This is a genomic window from Streptomyces sp. NPDC104367, assembly GCF_055583825.1.
In genome coordinates, this window is record NZ_JBVJND010000030.1 from 41,460 (window position 1) to 65,752 (window position 24,293).

Below are 24,293 nucleotides of genomic sequence, written 5' to 3' on the forward strand. Positions count from 1 at the left end.
CACCATGACACCCACTTCGCGCAGGACGGGCGTGCTTCTCGCTCTGGGGTATCTGGTGGTGGTGTTCGGTCTCGACTACCTGAGCGTGGAACGCGGCATCGACGCCGCGGCCGTGGCCGTCTCGGTCCTCACCTTTCCCTCGGGCTTCGTGATGACGGTCCTCCTCCTCTTCGGCTCCGACGGCTTCGGTTCCGACGGTTCCGGCCCCGACACGTACGCCCCGTCCGTCCACACCCTCGCGGGTGTTGTCCAGGTCGTACTGGTCTGGCTGGTCCTGCGGCTGCTGCGGATGCGGCGGGAGAGCTGCCCGTAGGGCGGTGCGTGGCGGCTCACGCGGTCCGGGTCATGCGCGCGGCAGTCCGGCCAGCCTGGCGAGCTGCGCCGTGACCAGGGACCGCGGCACTTCGGCGGAGTCTTCCCCCAGCACGTTGAAGGCGTAGAACGTCGCCACCGTCGACGCGCTGCGCACCACCGTGAACGCCATCGGTATCCGGATGCCGTTCACCTCCCCGAGCATCTCGTACGCCACCGCCTCGTCGCCCTTCGCCGCAGCGGTCGCGGTCCTCACCGAGAGGTAAGGGACCCCGTCGTCCTCGAAGCCCGCGCCGCACGCCTTCACCGCCGCACGGAGCCCTGCCATGACGCGCACCGCATCGGCCTCCGTGTGTCCGGCCAGTGCGACCGACAGCGTCGTCCCCGTCTCGGCCAGCGAGGACTGGGTGACCGTACGGGCCACCACGTCGGTCGGTTCGGGGCTGGAACCGAACGTCACCATGTCGGCGAGCGGCCGGCACGCGGCCGGGGTCGCCCGCGAACCCCCGAGCCCCACCACGGGGCCGTTCTCCCCGGACAGCCTGTCGAGGGTGGAACCGTCCAGACGGGTCATGGCCGTCTTCAGCTCCGCGGCGCTCAACGGCCGCGCACCTCCCGCAGCCCCGGACCGCCCCACCGACGTCCCCTCCGGGCCGCCGGCCCCTCCCGGCCCCTCCCCACGGCCCCAGTCCTGGCCGCACCCTGACACCAGCCACAGCGCCAGTACCGCCAGGACACCCGCCGTCCCACGTCTCGCGCACGCCGAAGAAGCCACGCTTCCCATCCAACCCCAGGAAGCCCGCCCGCCGCCACGAACGGGCACCGCGCACCCCGGCAGCTCGGACACCCGAGCCGCCGCGGTAGGCCCGCACCTGCCGTCCCGGCCGGAGTGCCAGGAGCCCTAACGGTAGAAGCGCACGCCGCCGTTGGAGCCGAGGGCGTTGAGTTCCAGCACGCCGCCGTCCGGGGTGACGTACACCGTCCCGGCGGTGAAGTCCCACTTGCCGCTGCCCTTCGGCAGGCCCGCGACCGGGGTGGTGTGGCCGGTGCGCCGGTCGATGGTGACGAGCTGCGGGGAGCCGGAGGTGGTGACGGCGTACACCGTCTCGTCCGCGCCGGACGCCGGGACGGCGAGCAAGGTGGACGGGTGGCTCCAGAGCTTGGCGCCGGTGGTGGTGTCGAAGCCGTCGACCGCAGTGCTGCCGGAGGCCGAGGCAGGGGTGGCCAGAACGGTCCCGTACAGGCGGGCGGAGTGGTCGGCCTCGGAGGTGTTGCCGCTGGTGAGCTCGTCGTCGCCGACGGCCAGTTTACGGCCGTTGCCCTGGGCGTCGTAGACCCGCACGGCGTCCTGGCGGGCCGTGTGGACGGCGGCGACCAGCGGTGAGCCGGACAGGATGTGCGTGACTTCCGAGTGCGCGCTCTCGGCCTTCCGCCAGATCACCTTCCCGGTCTTCGCGTCGTACGCGGTGAGGGTGAACCGGTTCTTCCGGTCGAGGCAGTAGTCGTCCACCAGCACGGTGCCGTCGGTGCCCCAGTCGTAGGCGTTGCAGTAGCGGCCGCGGGGCTTGTAGCCCCAGACGCGGCTGCCGGTGCGGACGTTCACGCCGCCGAGGTAGTTCTCGCTGACGATGGTGGCGACATCGCCCTGCACATAGGTCGACGCGGTCACCGCCGACGGGTGCTTGGCGCCGGTCAACGGCATGGACCAGAGGATCTCGCCGGTGGACGCCTTGACGCCGGCCAGCCAGGTGCAGGTGCTGCCGTCCTTGCCGAAGGCCACCGTGCCGACGCCCTTGGCGCTCAGCGTCGGCGACATCGCGCAGGGGACCGTACCGCGCTCGGCGAAGGCCCCGGAGGGGACGGTGCGCCACAGCTGCCCGCCGTCGGTGAGGTCGTAGCCCCGCAGGCCGCCCTGGGTGCCGGCCCGGACGAGCAGCTTGTCGGTGAGCCAGCTGCCGATGAGCGTGTCGTCGTGGGCGGACGCCGGTATCTGCCACGCCTGCGTCAGGTTCGTCGAGGCGACCGCGGCGGCGTCCTCCTGCTTGAGCAGGACGGCGGCGGCCCCGCCCGCCGCGGCGAGGATGGCGAGCACGAGCCCGATCCGGCCCGCCTGCCTGCTCTTCCGGGGCTTCTTGCCGCCCTCGCCCGCGGCGGGCCGCGCGGCGGCCGGCTCGGGGTCGCGGAGGGAATCCCGTCCGAGGACGGCGGCGGCGGCCGCCGCCGCGCGGCGCTCGCGCTCCTGGTCCGCGGGGTCGCCGCCGGGCCGGGTGTAGGGGGATGTCCGGTCACCCGGCTCGCGCACGGCCTCGTGGGTGTCGGAGCGGGGACCGGGGACCCGCAGCGGCACGGTGGCGTCGAACCGGGGACCGGAGCCCGTGCGGCGGACCCGCTCGGCGGCCGGCCGGCCGTCCTCGGGCGGATCGGTCTCCGCCCGCCGCCGCTGGTCCCCGTACGGCTGCGGACGGGAGTTCCCGTGCTGCGGACGGGCGGCCGACTCGCGGGGCCGGAACGCCCAGCCCTGCTCCTCCTGCGGAGCGTCCTGTCCCGGCGACGAATGCGTCGTCATCTCCGTGCTCTCTTCTGTTCTGACATCCGCAGCCGCCTGCCGCGGTGATACGCCGTGATAAGTGCTGTCTGTCGCGGGCCGCGGCCCGAACTCCCACGATCGCGCGGGATCAACCGTCCTTGAACGAGTGGCCGAAGTCGTTGCGGGACGACTCCACCTGGAACGCGGCCAGCGCACCCACCGAGGAGCTGATCCGCCAGTCCATCAGCTGTTTGCTGCCCGGCCAGGCCTTGCGCAGGTCGTACCAGACGATCCCGATGACCCCGGCCTTCGCCGCGCCCTGGAACAGGTCATGGATGTGCGCTTCCTTGCTCTCGCTCTGCGCCACCCCGGTCTCCGCGATCAGCACCGGTTTGTCGGAGAAGTCCGAGATCTCGTGCAGGGTCGGGGTGAACAGGCTGGAGAACGCGACGCCGTCGAGGGGGCCGTAGTAGCCGATGAGGCCGACCCAGTCGACGTAGGAGCTGCCGGGGTAGTAGGGCCGCAGTTTCGCGGTGGTGCCCGAGTCGACCACGTGCGGAGTCCACACCCAGATCACGTTGGTGACGCCCTGCTCGGCGAACATGTAGTGCACGCGCTTCCAGGCCGCGACGAAGTCGGCGGGCTCGGCGTGCTCGGGGCCCCAGGAGTTCCAGGGGCCGTTCATCTCGCCGGCGAAGGAGAGGGCCAGCGGCCCGTCGTAGGCGGCGATCTGCTGGGCGAGACGGCGGATGTAGCTGTCGTCCCGGCCCGCGGCGATGTCGGCGAGCCGGGTGTCGGAGGGCACCAGCGCCATCATCGGCAGCTGGCCGTGCTGCCACAGGTAGGCGTTGCCCTCCGCGTCGAAGTCGTCGCCCCAGTTGCTGTAGTACTCGCGGATGTCGGGCGCCCGGCCCGCCTCCTTGGTGAACTTTTTGACGATTCCGTACTGCCAGGGCGTCTTGTCGTCCACCACGCCCAGCGCCCGGCCGGACGGCTTGAGCAAGGACGAGATCTCGAACCGCGAGGCCGGGGCGGTGGCTTTGACCGCCGTGGCGCCGCTTCCGCTTCCCGTTCCGCCACAGGCGCCCACCAGGAGGACGACGGCGAGCACGAGGGCCGCGGCGACCGAAAAGCGGCCACGCGGGCGGGGTATGACCATGCATCAGGTCCCATCGAGCAGGAAGCAAGCCGAGTCGCCGGACCTCTGTGGGACCCGCGTGACATTCACGGAATCTGCATATTAGTCTAGATGCATGATCGGGACGGGTCAGATCATGTCTCTTACCTCCCGCATTTATTACTTTTCCGGACTACTCACTGCTTTCGGCAGCGCCGAACCGTCAGTCGTCCCCTGACGAAGGCCCGAGGCTTCCGATGACCAGTACCTCCACGGAGGTCGAGCCTGCTCCCGTCTTCGTCGACCAGACCGGTCAGCGAGGCCGCCGGCTGCGGGGCGTCGGCTGGCTGCTCGGCATCGTCTGCACCGGCTTGGTGGTGGCGATGATCTCCGGCCTGGTCGGAACCCAGTCGCAGGCGCCCGCACTCCACGTCCCGCGCACCGCCGACACCACACCCCCCAGCCAGTACCTGAACGCGCCGGTGCCCGCGGCTCCCGGCGTCGCCGGGTCCGCCGACAGTGCCACCGACACCGCGGCCACCCCCGACGCCACCGCGTCGGCCGCCGCGACGCCGGCGTACGGCACGGCGGGGTCCGACTCCGTGACCGCCACCACCCCGGCGACCACCTCCGACGCCGTCACCTCGGCGACCACCCCCGACGCCACCGCGTCGGACCTCGCGACGCCGGCGTACGGCACGGAGGCGTCGAGCCCCGTGACCGCCGCCGCCCAGTAGCCAGACGCGACCGACCAGGAAGTCCATGTCCCGCTCCCGCCGTCAACGCTCACGGCAGTCCCTCGCGCGGCCGCGCCGGCTCGCCGCACCCCCTCTGCGTTTCTTCCTGCCGATCACCGTGCTGGCGACCCTGCTCGCGCTGATGGTGCTCCGGGGCATGGCGAACAACGAGGTCTTCCACGACGAGCGCATCGCCGTCTCGGTCGACAAGAGCACCGTCCCCACCAGCGTGCTGGAGGGCGGCCCGGTCGTCGACGCGCGCGGCGACAAGAACAGCAAGCCGGTCAGCTACACGGTCCCGGACAAGACGGTCGTCCTCTCCTTCGACGACGGGCCGTCCCCCCAGTGGACGCCGAAGATCCTCAAGGTGCTGAAGGAGAAGAACGTCCACGCGGACTTCTTCGTCACCGGCTCGATGGTCGCCCGCAACCCGGAGCTGATCCGCCGGATCGTGGCCGACGGCCACGAGATCGGGCTGCACACCTTCACCCACCCCGACCTCGCGCTGCACTCCGGCACCCGGCTCACCTGGGAGCTGGGCGAGACCCAGCTCGCGCTGGCCGGTGTCGCGGGCATCCACTCCAGCCTGTTCCGGCCGCCCTACTCCTCCACCGCGGACGCGCTGGACGACTGGTCGTGGCCGGTGACCAAGCAGGCCGGGTCGGAGGGGTATCTGACCACCTTCATCAACAAGGACACCGACGACTGGAAGCGCCCCGGCGTCGACGCCATCGTCAAGGCCGCCATGCCCGACCTCCCGGGCCAGGGCGAGATGATCCTGCTGCACGACGCGGGCGGCAACCGCTCGCAGACCCTGGCCGCGCTGCCGATCATCATCGACAAGCTCAAGGCCCAGGGCTACACCTTCAAGACCACCGCCGAGGCGATCGGCGTCGGCTCCGCCAACACCAAGGTCACCAGCTACGACCTGTGGCTCGGCAAGGCGTTCCTGTGGAGCACCACCTTCTCGGTGCGCCTGATGCCGTGGCTGGTCGGACTGCTCGCGGTCGTCGGTGTGCTGGTCATGGCCCGGTTCGCGCTGATGCTGGTGCTCTCCACCATCCATGTGCGGCGCGTACGCAAGAAGGGCTTCTCCTGGGGAGCCCCGGTCACCGAACCGGTCACCGTGGTGGTGCCGGCGTACAACGAGCAGGAGTGCATCACCAACACCCTGCTCTCGCTGGCCAGAAGCGACCACCCCATCGAGGTGATCGTGGTCGACGACGGATCGAGCGACGACACGGCCGCCATCGTGGAGGAGCTCGCCCTGCCGATGGTCCGGCTGATCCGCCAGCCGAACAGCGGAAAGCCGGCCGCCCTCAACACCGGTGTGGCCGCCGCCTCGCACGACCTGATCGTCATGATGGACGGCGACACGGTCTTCGAACCCGTCACCGTCCGGGAACTGGTGCAGCCCTTCGCCGACGCGCGCGTCGGCGCCGTGGCCGGCAACGCCAAGGTCGGCAACCGCGACACGCTGATCGGCGCCTGGCAGCACCTCGAATACGTGATGGGCTTCAACCTCGACCGCCGGATGTACGACGTGCTCGACTGCATGCCGACCATCCCCGGCGCCATCGGCGCCTTCCGGCGCACCGCGCTCCAGCAGGCGGGCGGCATGAGCGACGACACGCTCGCCGAGGACACCGACGTGACCATGGCCCTGCACCGGGCCGGCTGGAAGGTCGTCTACGCCGAGGACGCCCGGGCCTGGACCGAGGCGCCCGTCAGCATGAAGCAGCTGTGGTCGCAGCGGTACCGCTGGAGCTACGGCACCATGCAGGCGATGTGGAAGCACCGGCACGCGCTGCTGGAGCGGGGCCCGGCCGGCCACTTCGGCCGGGTGGGGCTGCCGTTCGTCGCCCTGTTCATGGTGGTCACCCCGCTGCTCGCGCCCGCCTTCGACATCGGCATGGTCTACGGCGTGGTCTTCGTCGACGCGTACAAGACCCTCGCGGCGTGGTTCGCGGTGATGGCCCTCCAGGCCGTCTGCGCCTGGTGGTCCTTCCACCTGGACCGGGAGAAGGCGTGGCACCTGATCACGCTGCCTGCCCAGCAGGTGGTCTACCGGGTGCTCATGTACATGGTGCTGCTGCAGTCCGCCATCACCGCGCTGACCGGGGGACGGCTGCGCTGGCAGAAGCTGAAGCGCACCGGCGAGGTCGGGCTCGACGTCACAACGGGGGAGATGGCTTCATGAGTACGGCGGAACGGGGTGCCCACGGCGTCCAGGACTCGTCCGAGACCATGGCACTGAGGGTCCTGGACCCCGGAGTGCTTCCCGCGCGGCACGACCCGGAGCCGGAGGCGGCCGAACCGGCGCCCCCGGGCAAGCCCGGCCGGGACCGCTACCTCGACCTGCTGCGGGCGCTCGCCCTGGTCCGCGTGGTGATCTACCACAACTTCAGCTGGACCTGGCTGCCCATCGTCTTCCCCTCCATGGGCGTCATGTTCGCGCTGGCCGGGTCGCTGATGGCGCGCTCCCTCAGCAGACCGGCGCTCAGCGTGATCCGCGGCCGGCTGCGCAGGCTGCTGCCGCCGATGTGGCTGTTCGGCGCGGTCGTGGTGCCGCTGATGATCCTTCAGGGCTGGGGCCCGCACTACGACCACCACCCCCACTGGTGGTGGGCCGAGATGGCCTTCTGGGTCCTGCCGCTCAGCGAGCCGCCGTTCGGTGCCTCGCTGCACACCTTCGGCGGACACCTGCCGGCCTCCTGGGCCGAGCAGATCTCCGTACCGCTGTGGTACCTGCGTGCCTACCTCTGGTACGTGCTGCTGTCGCCGCTCATGCTCAAGGCGATGCGGAAGCTGCCCTGGGTCACCCTGCTGGTGCCGCTGGCGCTCGCGTTCTTCGTCAACTCCGGGCTGGTCGACCAGTCCGGCCGGCTGATGGAGGCCGCCACCGACTTCGCCACCTTCGGCTCCTGCTGGCTGCTCGGCATGGCCCACCAGGAGGGACTGCTCCGCAGGATCCCGCAGTACGTCGTGCCGTCCCTCGCGCCTCTGGTGCTCATGTTCGGCATGTGGTGGCTGCTGCGGTCCCCGGTGGACAACCCCAGGTTCGGGCACGACCTGGAGGCGGTGCCGGTCGCGCAGGCGATCTGGTCGTTCGGCGCGGTGCTGCTCCTGCTCCACCTGAGCCCCTCCTGGGAACAGTGGCCCAAGCCGCTGGAACGCTTCAACGGCGTCATCAGCCTGCTCAACTCCCGCGCGGTCACGGTCTACCTGTGGCACTCCTTCGCCCTGGTCCTGACCGAGCCCCTGATCGACCCCCTGTGGAGCAACACCTTCCTCTACGACCACGCCCAGTGGCTGCTGTCGAGCCAGTGGACCCCGCTGGTCCTCGCCGTACCCCTGATCTGCCTGGCCATCGTCCTCTTCGGCTGGATCGAGGACGTGGCGGCCAAACGCCGCCCACGCCTCTTCCCGTACCCCCGCCGCTCCAAGGGACGCAGGCGCAGCAGCCAGCGCTGAATCGCCGGCGGAAAAAGGGCGGTGGTCGGTGTGGCGGTCTGCCACACTGGCCACCGCCCTTCCCGTGACACCGCTTCCCCGGGACGTACGGCAGGGGACGTGCGGCAGGGGACGTGCGGCCCAGCGGCCTGCGTGCGGCACCCGAGGATCAGACACACCATCATCACAGATCCGTTACACCAGGGACACGCGCTGTACAGGTTGACGATGATGGCCCCTCAGCCGCACGTCCCCTGGGGAAACTATGAGCAACCAGCCGCACTCGCCGCAGCAACAGGCCGCATCAGGCCCAGCACTCTCGCAGCCTCCGAGAAAGAACGGGCTCAAAAACGCCGCCGTCGGATGCGGCTCGATTCTCGTCCTGACCGCCCTCACCGGCTGCGCCGGAGTGCTCGGCGACGGCACCACCGACGCCGACACCAAGCCCAGGGCCTCCGCCTCCGTCACGGCCACCGGCGGACTCACCGCCGAACAGAAGGCCAGCGCGGAAGCCGCGGCCGGGATCCCGCCCGAGCCCGACATCGAGAACCGCACCGCCTACCTCGTCGACCTGACCGCCATCGACCCCGATGTCGTCCACGGCGAACCGGACACCGCCGTCGACCGCGGCCGCAAGCAGTGCACGTCCATCAAGAACGGCGAGAGCCAGCAGCGGCTGCTGGAGACCACGAACCTCCGCTTCACCAGCCCCAGCCACCCGGACGGCTTCGGCACCGACGCGGCAGCCAAGATCCTCAAGGCCGTCCGCGAGCGCCTGTGTCCTGACTACTGACCCACCCCCGTCCCGCGGCCCCTGCCCGCCAGGTACGGGGCCGCACCCGTTGGCGCCGCGGCTACTCCTGCTTCCACTGCTCCTCGGTGATCTCGTACCGGACGCCTCCGTGCTCGGAGCCCTCGACCATCTCCATGTCGGGGGGAGTGGGAAGGGTGTCCGCGAGCGTCATCCGGAGCTTCTCCATGATGTTGCGCGAGCCCCGGTTCACGGACATCGTCTCCGCCCAGACCATGCGCACGCCGAGTTCCGTGAACGCCATGCGCAGCAGGGCCCGCGAGCCCTCGGTGGCATAGCCCCGGCCCCAGGCGTCCTGCCGCAGCCGGTAGCCGAGTTCGACCTCGTCCAGCGGGCCGTCCGCTTCGGGACGCAGGATGAACCAGCCGATGAACGCGCCGCCGTTCCTCTCGTGCGCGGCGAACAGCCCGAGGCGACCGCCCCACTTCTGGTAGCCGGCGAGGATGTTCGGCAGATGGCTCTCACGGACGATCTCCGGCGCGGTCGGACTGCCGCCGCTCAGGTAGCGCATCACCGCCGGGTCGCTGTCCAGCTCGATCAGCAGGTCCGCGTCATCGGCGGTGAAGCGGCGCAGAGCCAGGCGCTCGGTCTCCAGATAGATGTCCACGAGCCCATCATCCCCGGACCGCGTCGGGCGCCCCAATGGTTTTCTCGCTGACGCGGGGGCGAGCCGGCCCCGGAAGCCCCCACTGGGGCACCGCTCACTACTGGTCGCCACCCACCGGACATGTGACCGCAGTTCTGGATGTCCGCGCGGTCTCGACCGGCGATCCATGACTTGACCCGGTCCGTACAGTGTCCGGGTGAAGGACATTCTGATCGACGGACTCCGCACCGCGTACGACGCCCAACTCCGCGGTGTCACCCCGCCCGGGGGCAGCGCCCGCGTCGAGAAGGACGGCCCGTTGACCCGTGTCGTCGGCTGGCACCGTGGCTTCGTCACGGGCCCACGCGACCTCGGTGTGCGCGGGGCGGAGCTCGACACGCTCATAGCCCGGCAGCGTGACTTCTACGCCGCCCGTGGTGAGGCGGTCGAATGGAAGACGCGCGCCCACGACCTCCCCGCCGACCTCACCGACCGGCTCACGGCGGCCGGGTTCGTCGCCGAGGACAGCGAGACCGTGCTCATCGGGCACTCCGCGGATCTCGCCGCCGACCCCGTCCTGCCCGACGGCGTGACGCTCCGCCGCGTCACCGCCGCATCGGACCTCCGGCGCATCGCCGCCATGGAGAGCAACGTCTGGGGCGAGGACTGGAGTTGGCTCGCCGACGACCTGGCCGCCCGGATCGAGAACGCCCCCGAGGACACCGTCGTCCTCGTCGCCGAGGCAGGCACCGAAGTCGTCTGCGCCGCCTGGCTGGTCTTCAAGGACGGCGTCGACTTCGGCGGCCTCTGGGGCGGCTCGACGCTCAAGGAGTGGCGCGGACAAGGGATTTACCGCGCCATGGTCGCCCACCGAGCCCAACTCGCCGCCACGCGCGGTGTTCCCTACGTCTATGTCGACGCCTCGCCCGACAGCGCGCCGATCCTCACCCGCCTCGGCCTCCACCCGGTGACCACCACGACACCGTACGTCTGGTCCCCCTGAGCACGGCCGACCCTCGCCGGGTCCGTTACCCGGCCCGGCCGTGGCGCACGCGGGGCGAGCCGGCCAGGGCGGAACGTGTGCGTGCCCGCCGCTCGCCGCCGTCACGCGGTGGTACCCGTCGCTCGCCGGGACCTCCTGCCGGTTTCGGGAGTCACGGAGAGGTCGGTGGCCGCAACGGTGACGCCGTCGTCGGTGCGCCGGTCCAGGATCCACGTCAGCAGCGGGCCCGCCATCGCCGTGGTCACCACCGCCATGACCACCATCAGCGCATACAAGTCCTCGTCCAGGAAGCCGAGTTGCAGCCCCACGTTGAGCACGATCAGCTCGGTCAGGCCACGGGTGTTCATCAGGGTGGCCAGCGCCGCGGACTGCCGCAGCGGCATCCGGTTCGCCCGGGCGGCCGTGAACGCGCCGAGGAACTTCCCGCCCACCGCCACCAGCATGATCAGGCCCAGGTCACCGGTACCGGCCGTGCCGACACCGGACAGGTCGACCCGAAGGCCGGCGACGAGGAAGAACACCGGCAGCAGCAGAGTGCCGCTCAGCTGCCCGAGCCGTTCGTGCACGTCGGTGCGGAGTCGCTCGGCCCCGGAACGCGGCAGCAGCACGCCGAAGAGGAACGCGCCGAAGATGTAGTGGAGACCCAGCCACTCGGTGGTGGCGCCGGACAGCAGGAGCCCGGCGAGCAGAAAGGCGATGAGCGAGGGCGTGAGGCGCGGCGCCTCACGGTGTTCGACCGCTCGGCGGAGCAGAGGACGCACCAGGAACAGCATGATGAGCAGGAACGGGACGGCGAGCAGGATCCGCCACTGGTCGGGGCCGGCCGAGCCGCTCACGGCGACGACGACGGCGAGCGGTGACCAGGCGAGGACGTCGTCGATGGACGCACAGGCCAGCGCCACCACGCCGAGCGGGGTACGCGACATGCGCCGGTCGGTGAGGATGCGGGCCAGGACCGGGAACGCGGTGATCGACATGGCGATGCCCGTGAAGAGGATGAACGGCGTCCGGTGGCCGTGGGCGCTGGCCAGGTGCAGGCCGAGCAGGGTGCCGAGCCCGAAGGGCAGGAGGATCGAGCTGATCGCCACGGTGGGGGCGATGGCTCCGCTGCCGCGGATGAGGGCCGCGTCCCCGCGGACGATCAGCGACAGCCGGCGTGCGACTTCCTAGGGGCGCACGGATTCGCCTGTGCTGTCCCGGGTGGGGAGAAGGCCGCGCATCAGGGCACGAGAAGACTCCAGCAGAATATCGCGGAAGACCCTGCTCGACAGGGGCCGAATGTCAACGGGGCATGAATATCGGCACCGCGACAGCCCTCGGTGGCCGGCGCGTTGGCCGGAGCCCCAGGATGCGTCCCGTCAGCGCCCCGCCCCGCGCTACGGCGAGGTGGGCAGCTGCGGGGAGCGGAGCACGAGCAGGGTGATCTCGCTGGGGGCGAAGACGCGGAACGGCGGGCCCCAGAAGCCGGTGCCGCGGCTGGTGTAGAGGAGGGTACGGGCGCCGTGCCGGCTGAGTCCGGCCACGGCGGGCTGGTCGATGCGGACCAGATGGTGGAAGGGCCAGATCTGGCCGCCGTGGGTGTGCCCGGAGAGCTGGAGGTCGATGCCCGCGGCTGCCGCCCGGTCGACGAACTTGGGCTGGTGCGCCAGGAGCAGGACGGGCAGGTCGGGGTCGGCGCCGTCGAGGGCTCCGTCGAGGTGGGCGCGGTGGCCCGCGAGGCCGGAGGACTCGGCGGTGACGTCGTTCACACCGGCGACCACGAGGGTGTCGCCGCCGCGTTCGAGCAGCACATGGCGGTTGCGCAGCGGCTGCCAGCCCAGTTCGTCCATCAGGTCGACCCAGCCCTGGGCCTCGCTGTAGTACTCGTGGTTGCCGGTGACGTACACACGCGCCTGGGCGGCCCGCACCGTTCCGAGGGGAAGGGCCTGGGCGCGGCGGCGTTCGGCCGTACCGTCCGCGATGTCGCCGGTGTGGCAGACCACGTCGGCTTCCAGGGTGTTCACCGTCTCGCACACGCGTTCCGACCAGCGGGCGCGATCGAGCGGGCCGTAGTGGGTGTCGGTGATGAGGGCGACACGGAGACCGTCCAACCCGGCACCCAGCCGGGGGAGTTGAACGTCGAGCCGGCGCACGCGTGGCACACGGCGCGCCTCCGCGTATCCCCAGGCGAGCAGTACGGCGGCGACGCCGAGGACGGCCCACGTGACGATGCGGGCCCGGTCCTCGCTGCCGCCGACACCGGCCACGGTCAGGGCGAGCCGCAGGAGGACGCCCAGCAGGACGGACCAGGTGAACAGGATCCAGCTGGTGCCCAGCAGGGTGTCACCGATGATCGCCGCCCGGTCCTGCTGGCGCCTGCCGTGGCCGCGCACCATCGCGAGCGGCATACCGAGGAGACCGAGGACGAACAGGACGGTGCCGCCCGACGTGACGGGCAGCGGCCAGTGCTGACCGGCGTACAGGAGCACCCAGCAGGGCACCGCCCACAGCAGGACGGGCGCGATCAGGGGGATGTAGCGCATGAGGCGGTGCAGGCGGCTCTGCCGCGGCGCTCGCGCCTCACCCTCGGCGGGCCGGGTGCTGCTGGTGTCGGTCACGCTTCCCCTCTCTGAGCAGGCTGCCGTTCCGCGCACTGTATCCGGTCGCCTCCGAGCCGGCCGGAGGGCCCTCCTCCACCAGGAGCGGCAGTCCGGTGGTTCGTGGAGGCGGGCTGGAAGTCGTCCCCGGGAGCGGTGGGGGAGGCGGGGCGTGACGGCCACCGATCCGAGGGGCGGCCGGGGTGTCGGCCGCGCATGGCAGGCTTCTGCCATGCGCTACATCATCATCGGGGCAGGAGCGGTCGGAGGGGCCATCGGCGGGCGGCTGGCCGGTGCGGGGCACGAGGTCGTACTGGTCGCCAGGGGCGCGCATCGCGCGGCCCTGTCCGAGGGCGGCCTGCGGCTCAAGGTGCCCGAGGGCGAACTGACCTACCGTCTGCCGGTCGTGGACGGACCGGACGCGCTCGGCGAACTGCGCGCCGACGACGTACTGGTGCTCACGGTGAAGACCCAGGACGCGGAGGCGACGCTCAACACCTGGGCCCCCGCGCCCGTCGCCGGCGGCCGGACCGCCGCCGAGCGCTTGCCGCTGCTCTGCGCGCAGAACGGCGTGGAGAGTCAGCGCATCGCCCTGCGCCGCTTCCGGCACGTGTACGGAGTCTGTGTCTGGCTGCCCGCCGTCCACGTCGAACCCGGTGTCGTCTCCGCGGCCGGCACCCCGCTCACCGGCATGCTGCACCTGGGCCGCCACCCTCACGGCACGGACGACACGATCCGCGGTGTCGCCGCCGACCTGGCGACCGCGCGGTTCGAGGCGCCGGTCGTGCCCGACGTCGCCCGCTGGCAGTACGCCAAGCTGCTCAGCAACCTCCGCAACGCCCTCGACGCCGTCAGCGGACCGGCCGACGACCCGCGTCTGCAGGAGCTGTTCGGGAGGGTGCGTGCCGAGGGCGAGGCCGTGCTCGACGCCGCCGGGATCGCGTACGCCGGAGTCTGGGAACAGAAGGAGACCCGCGGCGACAAGATCACCCTGGTCGAACTCGACGGGGTCGGGCGGGCCGGAGGTTCCTCCTGGCAGTCCCTCGACCGGGCCACCGGCACCATCGAGGCCGACTTCCTCAACGGTGAGATCGCCCTTCTCGGCCGCCTGCACGGGGTGCCGACCCCGCTCAACGACCTGCTGCAGCGCCTGGCGAACGGCTTCGCTCGCGGGCGGCGGGCGGCAGGCTCACTGCCGGTGGAGGAGCTGCTGCGGCTGGCCGACGAAGCCGCCACGCACGCCTGAGCAACGGACTCGTCCGCGGACGACGGGGCGGATCGCCGGCCCCCGCCCCGGCGGGGCGGGCGTCGACACGAGGGGCGGGGCAGGGGGCGCGGTCCCCGCCCGGACCGTGCCGCACGCCCTGCCCTCGCTGGAACCGACCGACGGGAACCCCCCGAGCCCACCGCGCGCAGCTCCGCCTGGCCGGTCGTCGCCCGCCGACGGCAGTCCGCGCAGACCGGTCGTCGCCCGCCCTCCCCCGCCCCCGTCCGCCGCTCGTCGCCCCCCGTCCCCGTCCGTCGTCCCCGCCCGCCGGTCGCCCGTCGACGCCGGGCGGGGGCGGCCTAGACTGGCCGGGTGTCTTCAGTCTTCAAGCAGTCGACGGCGTCGGGCGGGATCCGTGCGCCCAAGCAGGAGCGGAGCCAGCGCTCGTTCGAGTTGGTCCTTGAGACGACGCTGGAGCTGTTGGCCGAGAAGGGGTACGCAGGCTTCGCCCTCACCGAGGTCAGCAAGCGCTCCGGTGTGTCCATCGGCTCGATCTACACCCGGGTGGACGGCAAGGACGACCTGTTGCGGGCGGCACAGGGCCATTTCCTGGACCGCATGCTCGCCGAGCACCGCACTCTGACCGACCCCGAGCGGTGGACGGCGGTCGCCCTGGGGGACCTTGCGCCGCAGCTGGTCACCGAGTTCGCCGAACTGCTCAAGCGGCAGGGGCGGGTGCTCGGTGCCTTTCAGCAGCGGGGGGCGGTCGACCCCGAGGTCGCCAAGGTCGGCAAGGCCGCCTACTTCGACATGCGGGAGCGCTTCGCCGCCCTGCTGCTGTCGCGGCGCGAGGAGATGCGGCACCCGGATCCGGTACGGGCCGTCGACTCGTGCTTCACCACCGTCTACGCGACGCTCGCACGTGGTCTGGCGCTCGACGTGCCTGCCGAGGCGGCCGAGGACATGGACCTGGAGAGGCTGCTGGAGGATCTCGGCGTGATGACCCTGGCCTTCCTGCGCGCCGGTGGTGCCGGGGCGTAGTTCGGCCGGGTGGGACGCACCACGCCGGGTCCGCGGGCAATGCCCCGCGGACCCGGCGTTTTCCGCTGCGGACCGTGTCAGGGCGGTCCGCAGGGTTCGAGGCGCCGGGACGCGTACGTCACGCGGCGCGGACGCTCGCGGCCGGTGCGCTGGAGCGGACCGCGAAGTCGTGGACCTGTCGGCCCAGCAGTTCCAGCTGGGCTCCGGCGGAGGCGTCGGCGCACCCGCCGTCGGGCGCGAACAGCGGTCCGGCGCTGGAGTTGAGGGTCACACCGAGCGGCGTCGGCCAGCCCCGCATGGCGTGTACGACATTGCGCAGGGCGGTCAGGGTGGTGCCGCACGCCTGCCAGCCCGCGGCGGTGACGACGAGGCCGACCGCTCGGCCGTCGAAGTACACCCGGGTGTCGTCACGCAGGTCTTCCAGGAGATCGACGGCGTTCTTCACCAGGCCCGAGATGCCGCCGTGGTAGCCGGGCGAGCCGATGACCAGGCCGTCCGCGAGGCGCACCGCCTCGACCAGCTGTCGCTGAGCCTCGGTGCGCTCCGGGCGCTCCGGTGCGTAGTGGGGGAGTGAGGCGAGGAATTCACCGCCGAAGTGGTGTGTCCGGGCGCCGCGTGCTTCGGCGGCGGCCAAGGCGGTTCGGACGGCGAGTTCGCTGCTGGATCCAGGGCGGGTGGTGCCGCCGATACCGACGATCAGGTGACTCACAGGCTGGTTCCGTTCTGGCCGGGGGCGCGGAAGCGCGGGGACGGGGCGTACCGGTGAGGCCCCTGGAGCTCATTCAGAATGATGATTCTGAAAACTAGATCCTGAGGGTCGGCCCGGTCAAGACGCCCACCGAGTGCGAGACCCCCGAACCCGCGGATCCTTGAGTCCCCGGACCCGCGGGCCCGCGGACCCCCGGACCCGCGGCCCCCCGAACCCTCGGCCCCCCGGTCCCCGGACCCCTGCCCCCCACGGCCCCCGGGTCACCCGAACCGGCTGTGCGGTAGTGTGAACAGAATTAGAATTCTGAATCTCTTCGTGTGGGAACTGGAGAACCGCCTCATGACCGACCCGGCACTCCACAAGCTCGGCAGCCAGGACGGCACTCCGGCTTCCGGGCACGACGGCCTCCCGTCACCGGCCGCCGTGGCCCCCGCCGCACGTGCCCGGCTCACCGCCGGGGCCTCCGGCTGGGCCACGCTCGCCGAACCGGGTCTCGGGCTGGAGCCGGTCGTGCTGGTGGACGGCCCGCTCGGGCTGGTCAGCCCGACCTTCGACGAGCGCGACACGTCCCTGCTCCTGCCGAGCGGCATCGCCCTCGGCGCGACCTGGGACACCGACACGGTGCGCGCCGTAGCGGCCGCCCAGGCGTCGGAGGCCCGACGCCGGGACATCGACGCGGTGTACGCCCCCAACCTCAACCTCGCCCGTACGGGGCTGTCCGGCCGCACCTTCGAGATGCTGTCCGAGGACCCGCTGCTGGCCGGTGTGCTCGGAGCCGCCTTCGTCCAGGGACTCCAGGGTCAGGGGGTGGCCGCCGTCCCGAAGCACCTGGTCGCCAACGACACCGAGACCGAACGCCAGCGCATGAACAGCGAGGTGGACGACACCGCGCTGCGCGAGGTCTACCTGCGGCCCTTCGAACTCGCCGTCCGGGCCGGGGCCTGGGCCCTGATGACCGCCTACAACCGGCTCAACGGCGTCCCCTGCGCGGCCAACTCCGAGCTGCTGGCCGTCGTCAAGGGCGAGTGGGGCTTCGACGGCCTCGTCGTCTCCGACTACTTCGCCCTCCAGGACACCCTCGGCCCGGCCCTCGCGGGCTGCGACCTGGAGATGCCTGGTCCCGCCATCCACTTCGGCCGGCGGCTCGCCGAGGCCGTCGAACGCGGCCAGGTGCCGCAGGAGCGGGTCGACGACGCGACCACCCGGCTGCTGCGCCTGGCCCGCCGCGTCGGCCGGCTCGACGGCGCCGACCGCGTCCCGGCCCGCCCCGACGAGTACGTGCCTGCCGACCGCGCCCACGAGGTCCTGACCCGGGCCGCCACCGCGTGCTTCGTCCTGGCGCGCAACGAGGACGGTCTGCTGCCCCTCGAACCGAGCCGTCTCACCCGGCTCGCCGTCATCGGTCCCAACGCCGACCGGCCCTGCCATCAGGGCGCCACCTTCGGCCGGGTCCGTCCGGCGGACAGCGCCGTCACCCCGCTCGCGGCCCTGCGCACCCGGTTCGGTTCCCGGTGCGAGATCGTCCACGAGCGCGGCGTGGACAGCACGCCCGCGGCGCCCCTGGGCGCCTTCCGGGTCACCACCCCGGACGGGCGGCCCGGCGTGCTGCTGGAGCACTTCCGCGCGGACACACGCGTCCTGGCCGAGACCCGTGGCGACAGCTCCTTCGTCTGGTTCGGCACGGTCCCGCAGGTGGGGCCCACCACCGAACCGGGCCGACTGCGCCTGACCGCCGTCCTCACCCCGGAGCAGGACGGCCCGTGGACGATCGGGGCGGGCGGTTCCGGCGACACGGTGCTCACCGTCGACGGACGGCGGCTCGCCCACCGGCCCGCGCCCGCGCCCGGTGACCTGATGGGCCAGGTCGCCCGGGCGGAGACCGGCACCGGGGCCGTCGAACTGCGGGCGGGGGAGCCGGTCACCGTCGTCGCCGACATGACCACCGAGGGCGGGCGGGTACAGGCCCTCACCGTCAGCGCCGCGCCGCCCGCCGCACCGGACGCCCTGGCGCGCGCCGTGCGAGCCGCCGAGAACGCCGACGCGGTCGTCCTGGTCGTCGGCGACGAACTGCGGACCGCCCGTGAGAGCCGCGACCTCCCCGACTCCGAACTCCCCGCCGAACAGCGGGAGCTGATCCGGCGGGTGGCGGCCGCCAACCCGCGCACCGCCGTCGTCGTCAACGCGGGCCGCCCGATCGACGCGCCCTGGGCCGACGACGTCGCCGCCGTCCTGCAGACCTGGTTCGCCGGACAGGGGTACGGCGAGGCGCTCGCCGCGGTGCTGGCCGGGGACGAAGAGCCCGGCGGCCGTATGCCGGTGAGCGTTCCCCGGGCCGACGCGGACCGCTCCACCCACGACGAGGGGCTCGACGAGGACCTCACCCGGCGCTACGCACCCGCCGAGCCCACCGGCTACCGCCACCTGCTGCGCACCGCCACCCCCGCCCGCTTCGCCTTCGGCGCCGGCCAGGGCTACACCACGTGGCGCTACGACTCCGCCGTCCTCGTCCGGGGCACGGAGGACACGCCGGACCGGCCGGACACCTGGACGGTCCGGCTGACCGTGACCAACACCGGCGAACGAGCCGGACGTGACGTCGTACAGGCGTACGTGCGGGCGCCGGGCGAGACGGACGCGCGGCTGGCCGGCTTCACCGGCGTCACCCTCGGCGCCGGGGAGTCGGCCCGGGTGGAGGTGCGCCTGGACGACCGTGCCTGGTCGCGCTGGGACCCCGCGTCGACGGGCTGGAGAACCCCGACGGGCACCCACCAGCTGCTGATCGGCCGCTCCGCCGAGGACATCGTGGACATCCTCGTCCGGGATGTCACCGAGGCCGCGGGCTGACGCACGCGGCGTATGCCGAGCAGGCCGCGGACGACGGCGCTCGTCGCCCTCTCAGGGCGGCGGCCGCCGTCGTCCCGTTTACCGCGCTGCCTCGGGGGCGGGGTGCGAGACGCTCGGTGCGCAGCGTGTGTCCGCCGAGCCGGCACCGGGGTTCCAGCTCCGCGAGCGGGTCCCCGGGACCGCAGTGGTACACCGCGCTGTTCTTCGGCGCCGCCGCGAGCAGCCCGGCGAGGTCGATCCGTCCGCCCTCCGGGCTCGGCCACAGAGTCACGGAAGCCGGGTAGGAACGGGCGAGGCCGTCGGCGTAGGCCATGGTGTCCGTGGAACGGCCGAAGTAGACGAGCCGCCACGGCGTGCCGCGCCGGTTCGCCTCGGCGGCCCTCGGCGGGAACGGGGTCATTGCGATGCCGCCCGCGACGAACAGGTAGCCGGGGGCCGGCGCGTGAGGGCGAAGTTGTCGCGGGGGCCTCGCCGGAGCAGCGGGCCTCCGGCGTCGAGCTGCTCGTGCGCGTGCGGCGAGCCACCTCGTCCTTCCTTGTCGCGCCGAACCGCCGTGTGCCATGGGCCGGGATCGGCACGGTCGCCGCACTGGGAGTGCCGGCGGGTCGGTCCCTGAGCGAGCTGGACGGCCCGCAGCCGGTCGTGCGCGGGGTTGTCGTGTCCCGGCAGCGTCCCCCGGTCCTGCACCCGGCCCGCGAGCTTCTCGCGCCAGGGCGAGGGCAGCTCGGGGGCCGTGGGCTGCGAGGAGAGGACGTCGGGCCGGTGCAGGGCCTCGACGACGGCGGCGAAGAGCGCCGTCGGGTCGCAGGACGGGCGGCGCCGTTCGCCGGAGGCGGCAGACACGTCTTGCCGGGTGCGGTTCCAGGGGTGGTTCGGGTGCGGCTGAGGGGCCGGCCGTCGGGCGGCCGGCCCCTCAGTCATGCCTGCCCCGCTCCGTAGGGGCGTGCTCCGTCAGACGGTCGGTTCCGTGGCCGGGGTGGGCTTGGCCGCCTCGGCCGCCTCGGCCTTTCGGGCGTCGGACGTGTCGGCGGTGTAAGCGGCGTCGATCTCCTCGATCGTCGAGCCGATACCGCGCGGCTGGAAGGCGAACCCGAGGCCCATGGCCAGCGCGGTGGCGACGAGCAGCAGGGTCAGGACGAACTTGGGGCTGTTGTGCAGGAGGGTGGGCGAGACCAGGGCGAAGAGGGCGGCACCGATGCGGGCCACGCCGAAGCTGATGCCCTGTGCCGTGCCGCGCAACGAGGTGGGGAAGATCTCCTGGGACCAGACCTTGTAGTTGCCCTCGCCGGCGAAGCTGGCTCCCGCGATCACGGCCATGAAGCAGATGACGAAGACGGTCGGGTCGAGCGGCAGGACCACCAGGAGGAGCAGCGCGAGGACCTGGACGACGGCGCCGACCGCGAACATCGCGGAGCGCGCCCGGCGCCGGTCGATCAGACGCATGAAGACAATGCTGCAGATCAGGCCCACCGGGCCGAGCAGCGTCATGATCGAGGTCACCGTGGACAGGTCGAAGTGGAAGAGGCCGATCATGGCGTAGGCACCGAAGCCGGCGAAGAAGTTGGTCATCGAGGCGTTCAGCAGATAGAACACGGTCGTGAACAGCAGGCCGCCGACGATCGGGCGGCTCAGCAGCCGGACCCAGGGGCGGCCGTCCCGGACCTCCCCGCGTTCCCGGTCGGCGACCCAGACCTCCGACTCGGGCAGGCGCCGGCGCAGGAACCAGGTGACCAGCGCGACCAGGAAAAGCTGGCCGAACAGCAGACGCGGCATGAGCGTTCCGCTGAACGCGGTCAGCTTGGCGACGATCTGGACGACGATGATGCCGAAGCCCCACATGAGCTGTGCGTAGGAGATCAGCCGCCCGCGTTTGGCCGCGGGGGCGATCTCCCCGATCAGGGCCAGCGAGGCGGGCATGTCGGCCCCGGCGGCCAGCCCGGTCAGGACGACGCCGACGTACAGCATGGGCTCGTTGACCGCGAAGATCAGCCACAGCAGACCGAAGGCGAACACGATCAGGTCCGCGGAGTAGACCCGCTTGCGGCCGAAACGGTCTCCGACCCGCCCGCCGAACAGCGAGCCGACGCCTATGGAGAGGCTGAGGGCGGCGCTGACCGCGCCGACCGACCACGCGCTCAGGGCGAACTGGCTCTGCCAGAGGGAGATGGACAGGGCGGTCGCGAACAGCACACCGCTGTCCAGGTAGGAGGCGAGCCCGCCGAGAGTGGCCAGATACCAGGGGCGTCGGGCCAGGGCTGGGGAGGGCGAGTGGGACATCGAGGCGGCTCCTCGTCGAGCACGGAGGCTGGCATGCCACACATGGTGACAGGTCGAAATCCAGCCAAACGACAATCAGAATTTTGATTCTGACTGTTCGGATGATGCATGCTGCTCCGTCTCTTGGCTAGGGCTTGGGTGCCGACAGTTATCAAAATTAAAATTTTGATTTTTGGCCAACCGGGCGGCAGAATGGCCGGGCACGGCGGGGTGAGCCACCCGTCGGGGAGCCGATCCCTCTCCGCACCTGATGTCGCTGTGCCGGTACGGAGCGATACGTGTCCTCAGCCCTGTCCCCGCGGAGCCGGCTCCGGCGCCCCCGCGGCTTCTTCTTCTGCCTCGTCCTGGTGACCGCGCTCGGCGCGCTCGATCACACGATCGTCGCCACGGCCCTGCCCGACATCGCCACCGACCTCGGCGCGCCGCAGCGGACCTCCTGGGTCGTCGCCGCCTACACGCTGTCGATCACCGCCGCGATGCCGGTGGTCGGCGCACTCGGCGACCGGTTCGGCCGACGGGCGGTGCTGGCCGTCTCCGTCGTGGTGTTCCTCGTCGCCTCGACCGCCTGCGGACTCGCGACGGACATCGAGACGCTCGCCGTCGCCCGGCTCGTCCAGGGGATCGGCGGAGCCGGACTGGTGGTCCTGCCGCAGGCCGTCGTGGCCGACGTCGTCCCGGTCCGGGAACGCGCCGCCTACCTCGGCCCGCTCGGAGCGGTGTTCGCCGTCGCCACCGTGGTCAGCCCGCTGCTGGGCGGCTGGCTCACCGACGCCGCGTCATGGCGCTGGACCTTCTGGATCAACCTCCCCCTGGGAGTGCTCGCCCTGCTGTGCGTCCTCGTCGCCGTCCCGGCGGCCGATCCCTCCGCCGACTCCGGTCGTGCCCGCTTCGACGTGCTGGGGGCCGCGCTGATCACGGCGTCCGCGACCGGGTTCGTCGTGGTCGTCTCGGCGGCCGGTGAAACGGGCTGGAGCACCGGCGTCGCCGTCGGCGCGGCACTGACCGCGGCCGTCACGGGGGTGGCCCTGTGGTGGGAGTGCCGCTGTGCCGCTCCGGTCCTGCCGGTGCGCGCCCTCGTCCGTACGCCGGTCGCCCAGTGCTGCGCGCTCGGCCTGCTCGCCGGGCTCGGGCTCTTCGGGGCGCTCGCCTACGTGCCCACCTGGGTGGAGGGCGTCCACGGCAGCTCCGCGACCGTCTCCGGACTCATGCTGCTCCCGGTCACGCTCGGGATCGTCGCCGGGATCAACGGTTCGGGGCTCGCCATCCGCAAGTGGGGGCTCTGGTGGCCCTTCCCGGTCGCCGGATGCGTGACGGGAGCCGCCGCCGGGGCCGCGCTCGCCGTGCTGAGCGCGAGCCGGCCGTCCCTGCCGGTGATCGCGGTGCTGCTGATGTTCCTGGGGCTCGGCGCCGGGCTCTTCATGCAGGTCGTCGTGGTCGTGGCCCAGGACGCGGCCGGGCGCGAGGTCGCGGGGGCGGTGACCGCGGGCCTCGGCTTCCTCCGGGAGCTGGGCGTGCTGGCCGGTGCGGTGGTGCTGGGGGCCGTGGCCGCCCACGGGCTCGGGGCCGGCGCCGGGCGGACGCGGACCGCCGCCGACTACGGCGCGGCGTTCACGCCGGTCTTCGCGGTCACGGCCGCCTGCTTCGGGGCGGGCCTGCTCGTCGCCCTCCTCCTGCCGAAGGCGGGTCTCGGCCACCGGCCGGACGGCGACGCGCCCCGGGAGCCGGTCGTCGACCCCGTCTCCGCCGGCTGACGCCGGCGCGACCGCCCCCACCAGAAGGAAAAGTCGAGGTCGGCGCATTGACCGGCCAGGACTCCACCCCTAATCTAAAATCAGAGTTCAGATTCTGAAATGAGGTACCGGCTCGACATGGAAGCTCCTACGACCGGGTCGATCACGCCCACCGAGTTCCGCAGGGCGCTCGGCCACCACCCCACGGGCGTCGCCCTGGTCGCCTCCCGCGAAGCGGACGGCACACCGGTCGGGATGGTCGTCGGCACCTTCACCTCCGTCTCGCTCGACCCGCCCCTCGTCGCCTTCCTCCCGGACCGCACCAGCACCTCCTGGCCGCGCATCCGCGAGACCGGCCGGTTCTGCGTGAGCGTCCTCGGCGCCGGCCAGGAACAGGTGTGCAGGTCCTTCTTCACCAAGGAGACCGACCGGTTCCGGCGGCACTGCACCGACGACGCGCCCTCCGGCAGCCCCCGGGTGGACCAGGCCGTCCTCTGGGTCGACTGCGACATCGAGTCCGTGACCGAAGCCGGGGACCACGACATCGTCCTGGGCCGGGTCCGGGACATCGCCGTCCCCGAGTCACCCGCCCTGCCCCTGCTGTTCCTGCGCGGCGGATACGGTGCCCCCGCGCCGCTGTCGCTCCAGGCCGAGCCGTCCGAACCGGGCGTACGGCTGCGGCTCGCCGACGCGGTCCGCCCGGAGGCCGAGGCCATCGCCCGCGAGCTGGGCCTCGAATGCCTCGTGAGCGCCGCCGTGGACGACCACGTGGTCTCCCTGGTCGCCGCCGGCGTGGGCTCCTCGCCCCAGGGCAGCCCCACCCGCGTCGGCGCCTCCTTCCCGCTCGCCGCGCCCTTCGGACCCCTGTTCGTCGCCTGGGCCGCCCCGGCCGAACAGGACACCTGGATCACCAGGAGCCGGCACCTGCTGGGCGAACAGGGCGCCCGGACGGCACGTGAGGACCTGGCCGCGGTACGCGCCCTGGGCTACCAGGTCACCACCGGCCGGGCCACCGCGGACCGCTTCGAGCGACTGGTCGAGAACGGCGCACACGGCACGGGGGACACCGGCGACCTCCTCCGCGGCCTCGCCGACCGGGGGCCCGAGCCCGGCCTCCGCGCGCCGCTGCACGAGCTGACCGAGGTCACCTCCCTCGCCGTACCGGTACGGACCGCCGACGGAGCGGTCGCGCTCTCCCTGCACCTCATCGGCTTCACCGGCGACGAGCGTCCCGAACGGCTGCTGTCCTGCCGCGACCGCCTGCTGGCCGGCGCCACGCGCGCCCGCGAACTCCTCAGCTCCTGATCCGGGCGCCCCCAAAAAAGCCGCCCACCCCCCATTTTCCGATCCCCGCCCCCCAAGG

At 72.2% G+C, this 24,293-nt stretch carries 21 protein-coding genes; 11 read left to right on the forward strand and 10 right to left on the reverse strand.

All coding sequences use genetic code 11. The features are described from left to right. Positions 1-4 precede the first annotated feature (4 nt). On the forward strand, positions 5-313 hold the full coding sequence (locus tag ACZ619_RS34670; protein WP_469607596.1) for a hypothetical protein: 309 nt from the start codon (positions 5-7) through the stop codon (positions 311-313). Positions 314-343: 30 nt separating this feature from the next. Here the strand turns inward: ACZ619_RS34670 and ACZ619_RS34675 are convergent, their stop codons facing one another. From ACZ619_RS34675 to ACZ619_RS34685, 3 genes are all read right to left on the reverse strand, one after another. Continuing rightward, the gene (locus tag ACZ619_RS34675) at positions 344-913 is read right to left on the reverse strand and encodes a hypothetical protein (RefSeq protein ID WP_469607597.1); all 570 of its coding nucleotides are present in this window, start codon (positions 911-913) and stop codon (positions 344-346) included. A 300-nt stretch (positions 914-1,213) separates the two neighbouring features. After that, positions 1,214-2,878 (reverse strand): outer membrane protein assembly factor BamB family protein, encoded by a 1,665-nt coding sequence (locus tag ACZ619_RS34680; RefSeq protein ID WP_469607599.1) that lies wholly within the window; start codon positions 2,876-2,878, stop codon positions 1,214-1,216. A 109-nt stretch (positions 2,879-2,987) separates the two neighbouring features. Continuing rightward, the gene (locus ACZ619_RS34685; RefSeq protein ID WP_469607602.1) at positions 2,988-3,998 is read right to left on the reverse strand and encodes a glycoside hydrolase family 26 protein; all 1,011 of its coding nucleotides are present in this window, start codon (positions 3,996-3,998) and stop codon (positions 2,988-2,990) included. Between the two features lie 215 nt (positions 3,999-4,213). Here ACZ619_RS34685 and ACZ619_RS34690 point away from each other — a divergent pair, with 215 nt between their 5' ends. The 4 genes from ACZ619_RS34690 to ACZ619_RS34705 all read left to right on the forward strand — a co-directional run bounded on the left by ACZ619_RS34690 (position 4,214) and on the right by ACZ619_RS34705 (position 8,939). Next, positions 4,214-4,693 (forward strand): hypothetical protein, encoded by a 480-nt coding sequence (locus ACZ619_RS34690; RefSeq protein WP_469607605.1) that lies wholly within the window; start codon positions 4,214-4,216, stop codon positions 4,691-4,693. Positions 4,694-4,718: 25 nt separating this feature from the next. Then, the gene (locus tag ACZ619_RS34695) at positions 4,719-6,893 is read left to right on the forward strand and encodes a bifunctional polysaccharide deacetylase/glycosyltransferase family 2 protein (protein WP_469607608.1); all 2,175 of its coding nucleotides are present in this window, start codon (positions 4,719-4,721) and stop codon (positions 6,891-6,893) included. Beyond that, the gene (locus tag ACZ619_RS34700; protein ID WP_469607611.1) at positions 6,890-8,167 is read left to right on the forward strand and encodes an acyltransferase family protein; all 1,278 of its coding nucleotides are present in this window, start codon (positions 6,890-6,892) and stop codon (positions 8,165-8,167) included. The genes ACZ619_RS34695 and ACZ619_RS34700 overlap by 4 nt, the downstream gene beginning before the upstream one ends. Before the next feature lie 244 nt (positions 8,168-8,411). Continuing rightward, complete coding sequence (locus tag ACZ619_RS34705; protein WP_469607614.1) at positions 8,412-8,939, forward strand: hypothetical protein; 528 nt, start codon at positions 8,412-8,414, stop codon at positions 8,937-8,939. A 61-nt stretch (positions 8,940-9,000) separates the two neighbouring features. Here the strand turns inward: ACZ619_RS34705 and ACZ619_RS34710 are convergent, their stop codons facing one another. After that, positions 9,001-9,564, reverse strand: a complete 564-nt coding sequence (locus ACZ619_RS34710; RefSeq protein WP_469607616.1) for a GNAT family N-acetyltransferase — start codon at positions 9,562-9,564, stop codon at positions 9,001-9,003. A gap of 196 nt (positions 9,565-9,760) precedes the next feature. Here ACZ619_RS34710 and ACZ619_RS34715 point away from each other — a divergent pair, with 196 nt between their 5' ends. Continuing rightward, positions 9,761-10,546 (forward strand): GNAT family N-acetyltransferase, encoded by a 786-nt coding sequence (locus ACZ619_RS34715; RefSeq protein WP_469607618.1) that lies wholly within the window; start codon positions 9,761-9,763, stop codon positions 10,544-10,546. A gap of 101 nt (positions 10,547-10,647) precedes the next feature. Here ACZ619_RS34715 and ACZ619_RS34720 read toward each other — a convergent pair whose 3' ends face one another. Further along, the gene (locus ACZ619_RS34720; protein WP_469607766.1) at positions 10,648-11,697 is read right to left on the reverse strand and encodes a cation:proton antiporter domain-containing protein; all 1,050 of its coding nucleotides are present in this window, start codon (positions 11,695-11,697) and stop codon (positions 10,648-10,650) included. A gap of 225 nt (positions 11,698-11,922) precedes the next feature. Further along, complete coding sequence (locus ACZ619_RS34725) at positions 11,923-13,143, reverse strand: metallophosphoesterase (RefSeq protein ID WP_469607620.1); 1,221 nt, start codon at positions 13,141-13,143, stop codon at positions 11,923-11,925. 211 nt (positions 13,144-13,354) lie between these two features. Between ACZ619_RS34725 and ACZ619_RS34730 the strand changes: the two genes are divergently transcribed. Together ACZ619_RS34730 and ACZ619_RS34735 are read left to right on the forward strand one after the other, a co-directional pair. Further along, the gene (locus ACZ619_RS34730; protein WP_469607623.1) at positions 13,355-14,368 is read left to right on the forward strand and encodes a ketopantoate reductase family protein; all 1,014 of its coding nucleotides are present in this window, start codon (positions 13,355-13,357) and stop codon (positions 14,366-14,368) included. A 333-nt stretch (positions 14,369-14,701) separates the two neighbouring features. Beyond that, complete coding sequence (locus ACZ619_RS34735; RefSeq protein ID WP_469607626.1) at positions 14,702-15,370, forward strand: TetR/AcrR family transcriptional regulator; 669 nt, start codon at positions 14,702-14,704, stop codon at positions 15,368-15,370. A 118-nt stretch (positions 15,371-15,488) separates the two neighbouring features. Here ACZ619_RS34735 and ACZ619_RS34740 read toward each other — a convergent pair whose 3' ends face one another. Further along, positions 15,489-16,079 carry an NADPH-dependent FMN reductase gene (locus ACZ619_RS34740; protein ID WP_469607629.1) on the reverse strand — a complete coding sequence of 197 codons (591 nt, stop codon included), beginning with the start codon at positions 16,077-16,079 and terminating at the stop codon, positions 15,489-15,491. Between the two features lie 339 nt (positions 16,080-16,418). Between ACZ619_RS34740 and ACZ619_RS34745 the strand changes: the two genes are divergently transcribed. Continuing rightward, positions 16,419-18,923, forward strand: a complete 2,505-nt coding sequence (locus tag ACZ619_RS34745) for a glycoside hydrolase family 3 protein (RefSeq protein ID WP_469607632.1) — start codon at positions 16,419-16,421, stop codon at positions 18,921-18,923. On the opposite strand, the gene ACZ619_RS34750 is transcribed toward ACZ619_RS34745, so the two are convergent. The 3 genes from ACZ619_RS34750 to ACZ619_RS34760 all read right to left on the reverse strand — a co-directional run bounded on the left by ACZ619_RS34750 (position 18,904) and on the right by ACZ619_RS34760 (position 21,200). After that, entirely contained in the window at positions 18,904-19,323 is a 420-nt protein-coding gene (locus tag ACZ619_RS34750) for a ferredoxin reductase domain-containing protein (RefSeq protein ID WP_469607635.1), read from the reverse strand. The genes ACZ619_RS34745 and ACZ619_RS34750 overlap by 20 nt on opposite strands. Continuing rightward, positions 19,320-19,766 (reverse strand): hypothetical protein, encoded by a 447-nt coding sequence (locus tag ACZ619_RS34755; RefSeq protein ID WP_469607638.1) that lies wholly within the window; start codon positions 19,764-19,766, stop codon positions 19,320-19,322. Before ACZ619_RS34755 ends, ACZ619_RS34750 begins: the two co-directional genes overlap by 4 nt. A gap of 108 nt (positions 19,767-19,874) precedes the next feature. Continuing rightward, entirely contained in the window at positions 19,875-21,200 is a 1,326-nt protein-coding gene (locus tag ACZ619_RS34760; RefSeq protein ID WP_469607641.1) for an MFS transporter, read from the reverse strand. Between the two features lie 278 nt (positions 21,201-21,478). Between ACZ619_RS34760 and ACZ619_RS34765 the strand changes: the two genes are divergently transcribed. Together ACZ619_RS34765 and ACZ619_RS34770 are read left to right on the forward strand one after the other, a co-directional pair. After that, positions 21,479-22,951, forward strand: coding sequence for an MFS transporter (locus ACZ619_RS34765; RefSeq protein ID WP_469607644.1), 1,473 nt, complete (start codon positions 21,479-21,481; stop codon positions 22,949-22,951). Positions 22,952-23,068: 117 nt separating this feature from the next. Beyond that, complete coding sequence (locus tag ACZ619_RS34770; RefSeq protein ID WP_469607646.1) at positions 23,069-24,235, forward strand: flavin reductase; 1,167 nt, start codon at positions 23,069-23,071, stop codon at positions 24,233-24,235. The last annotated feature ends 58 nt before the right edge of the window (positions 24,236-24,293 follow it).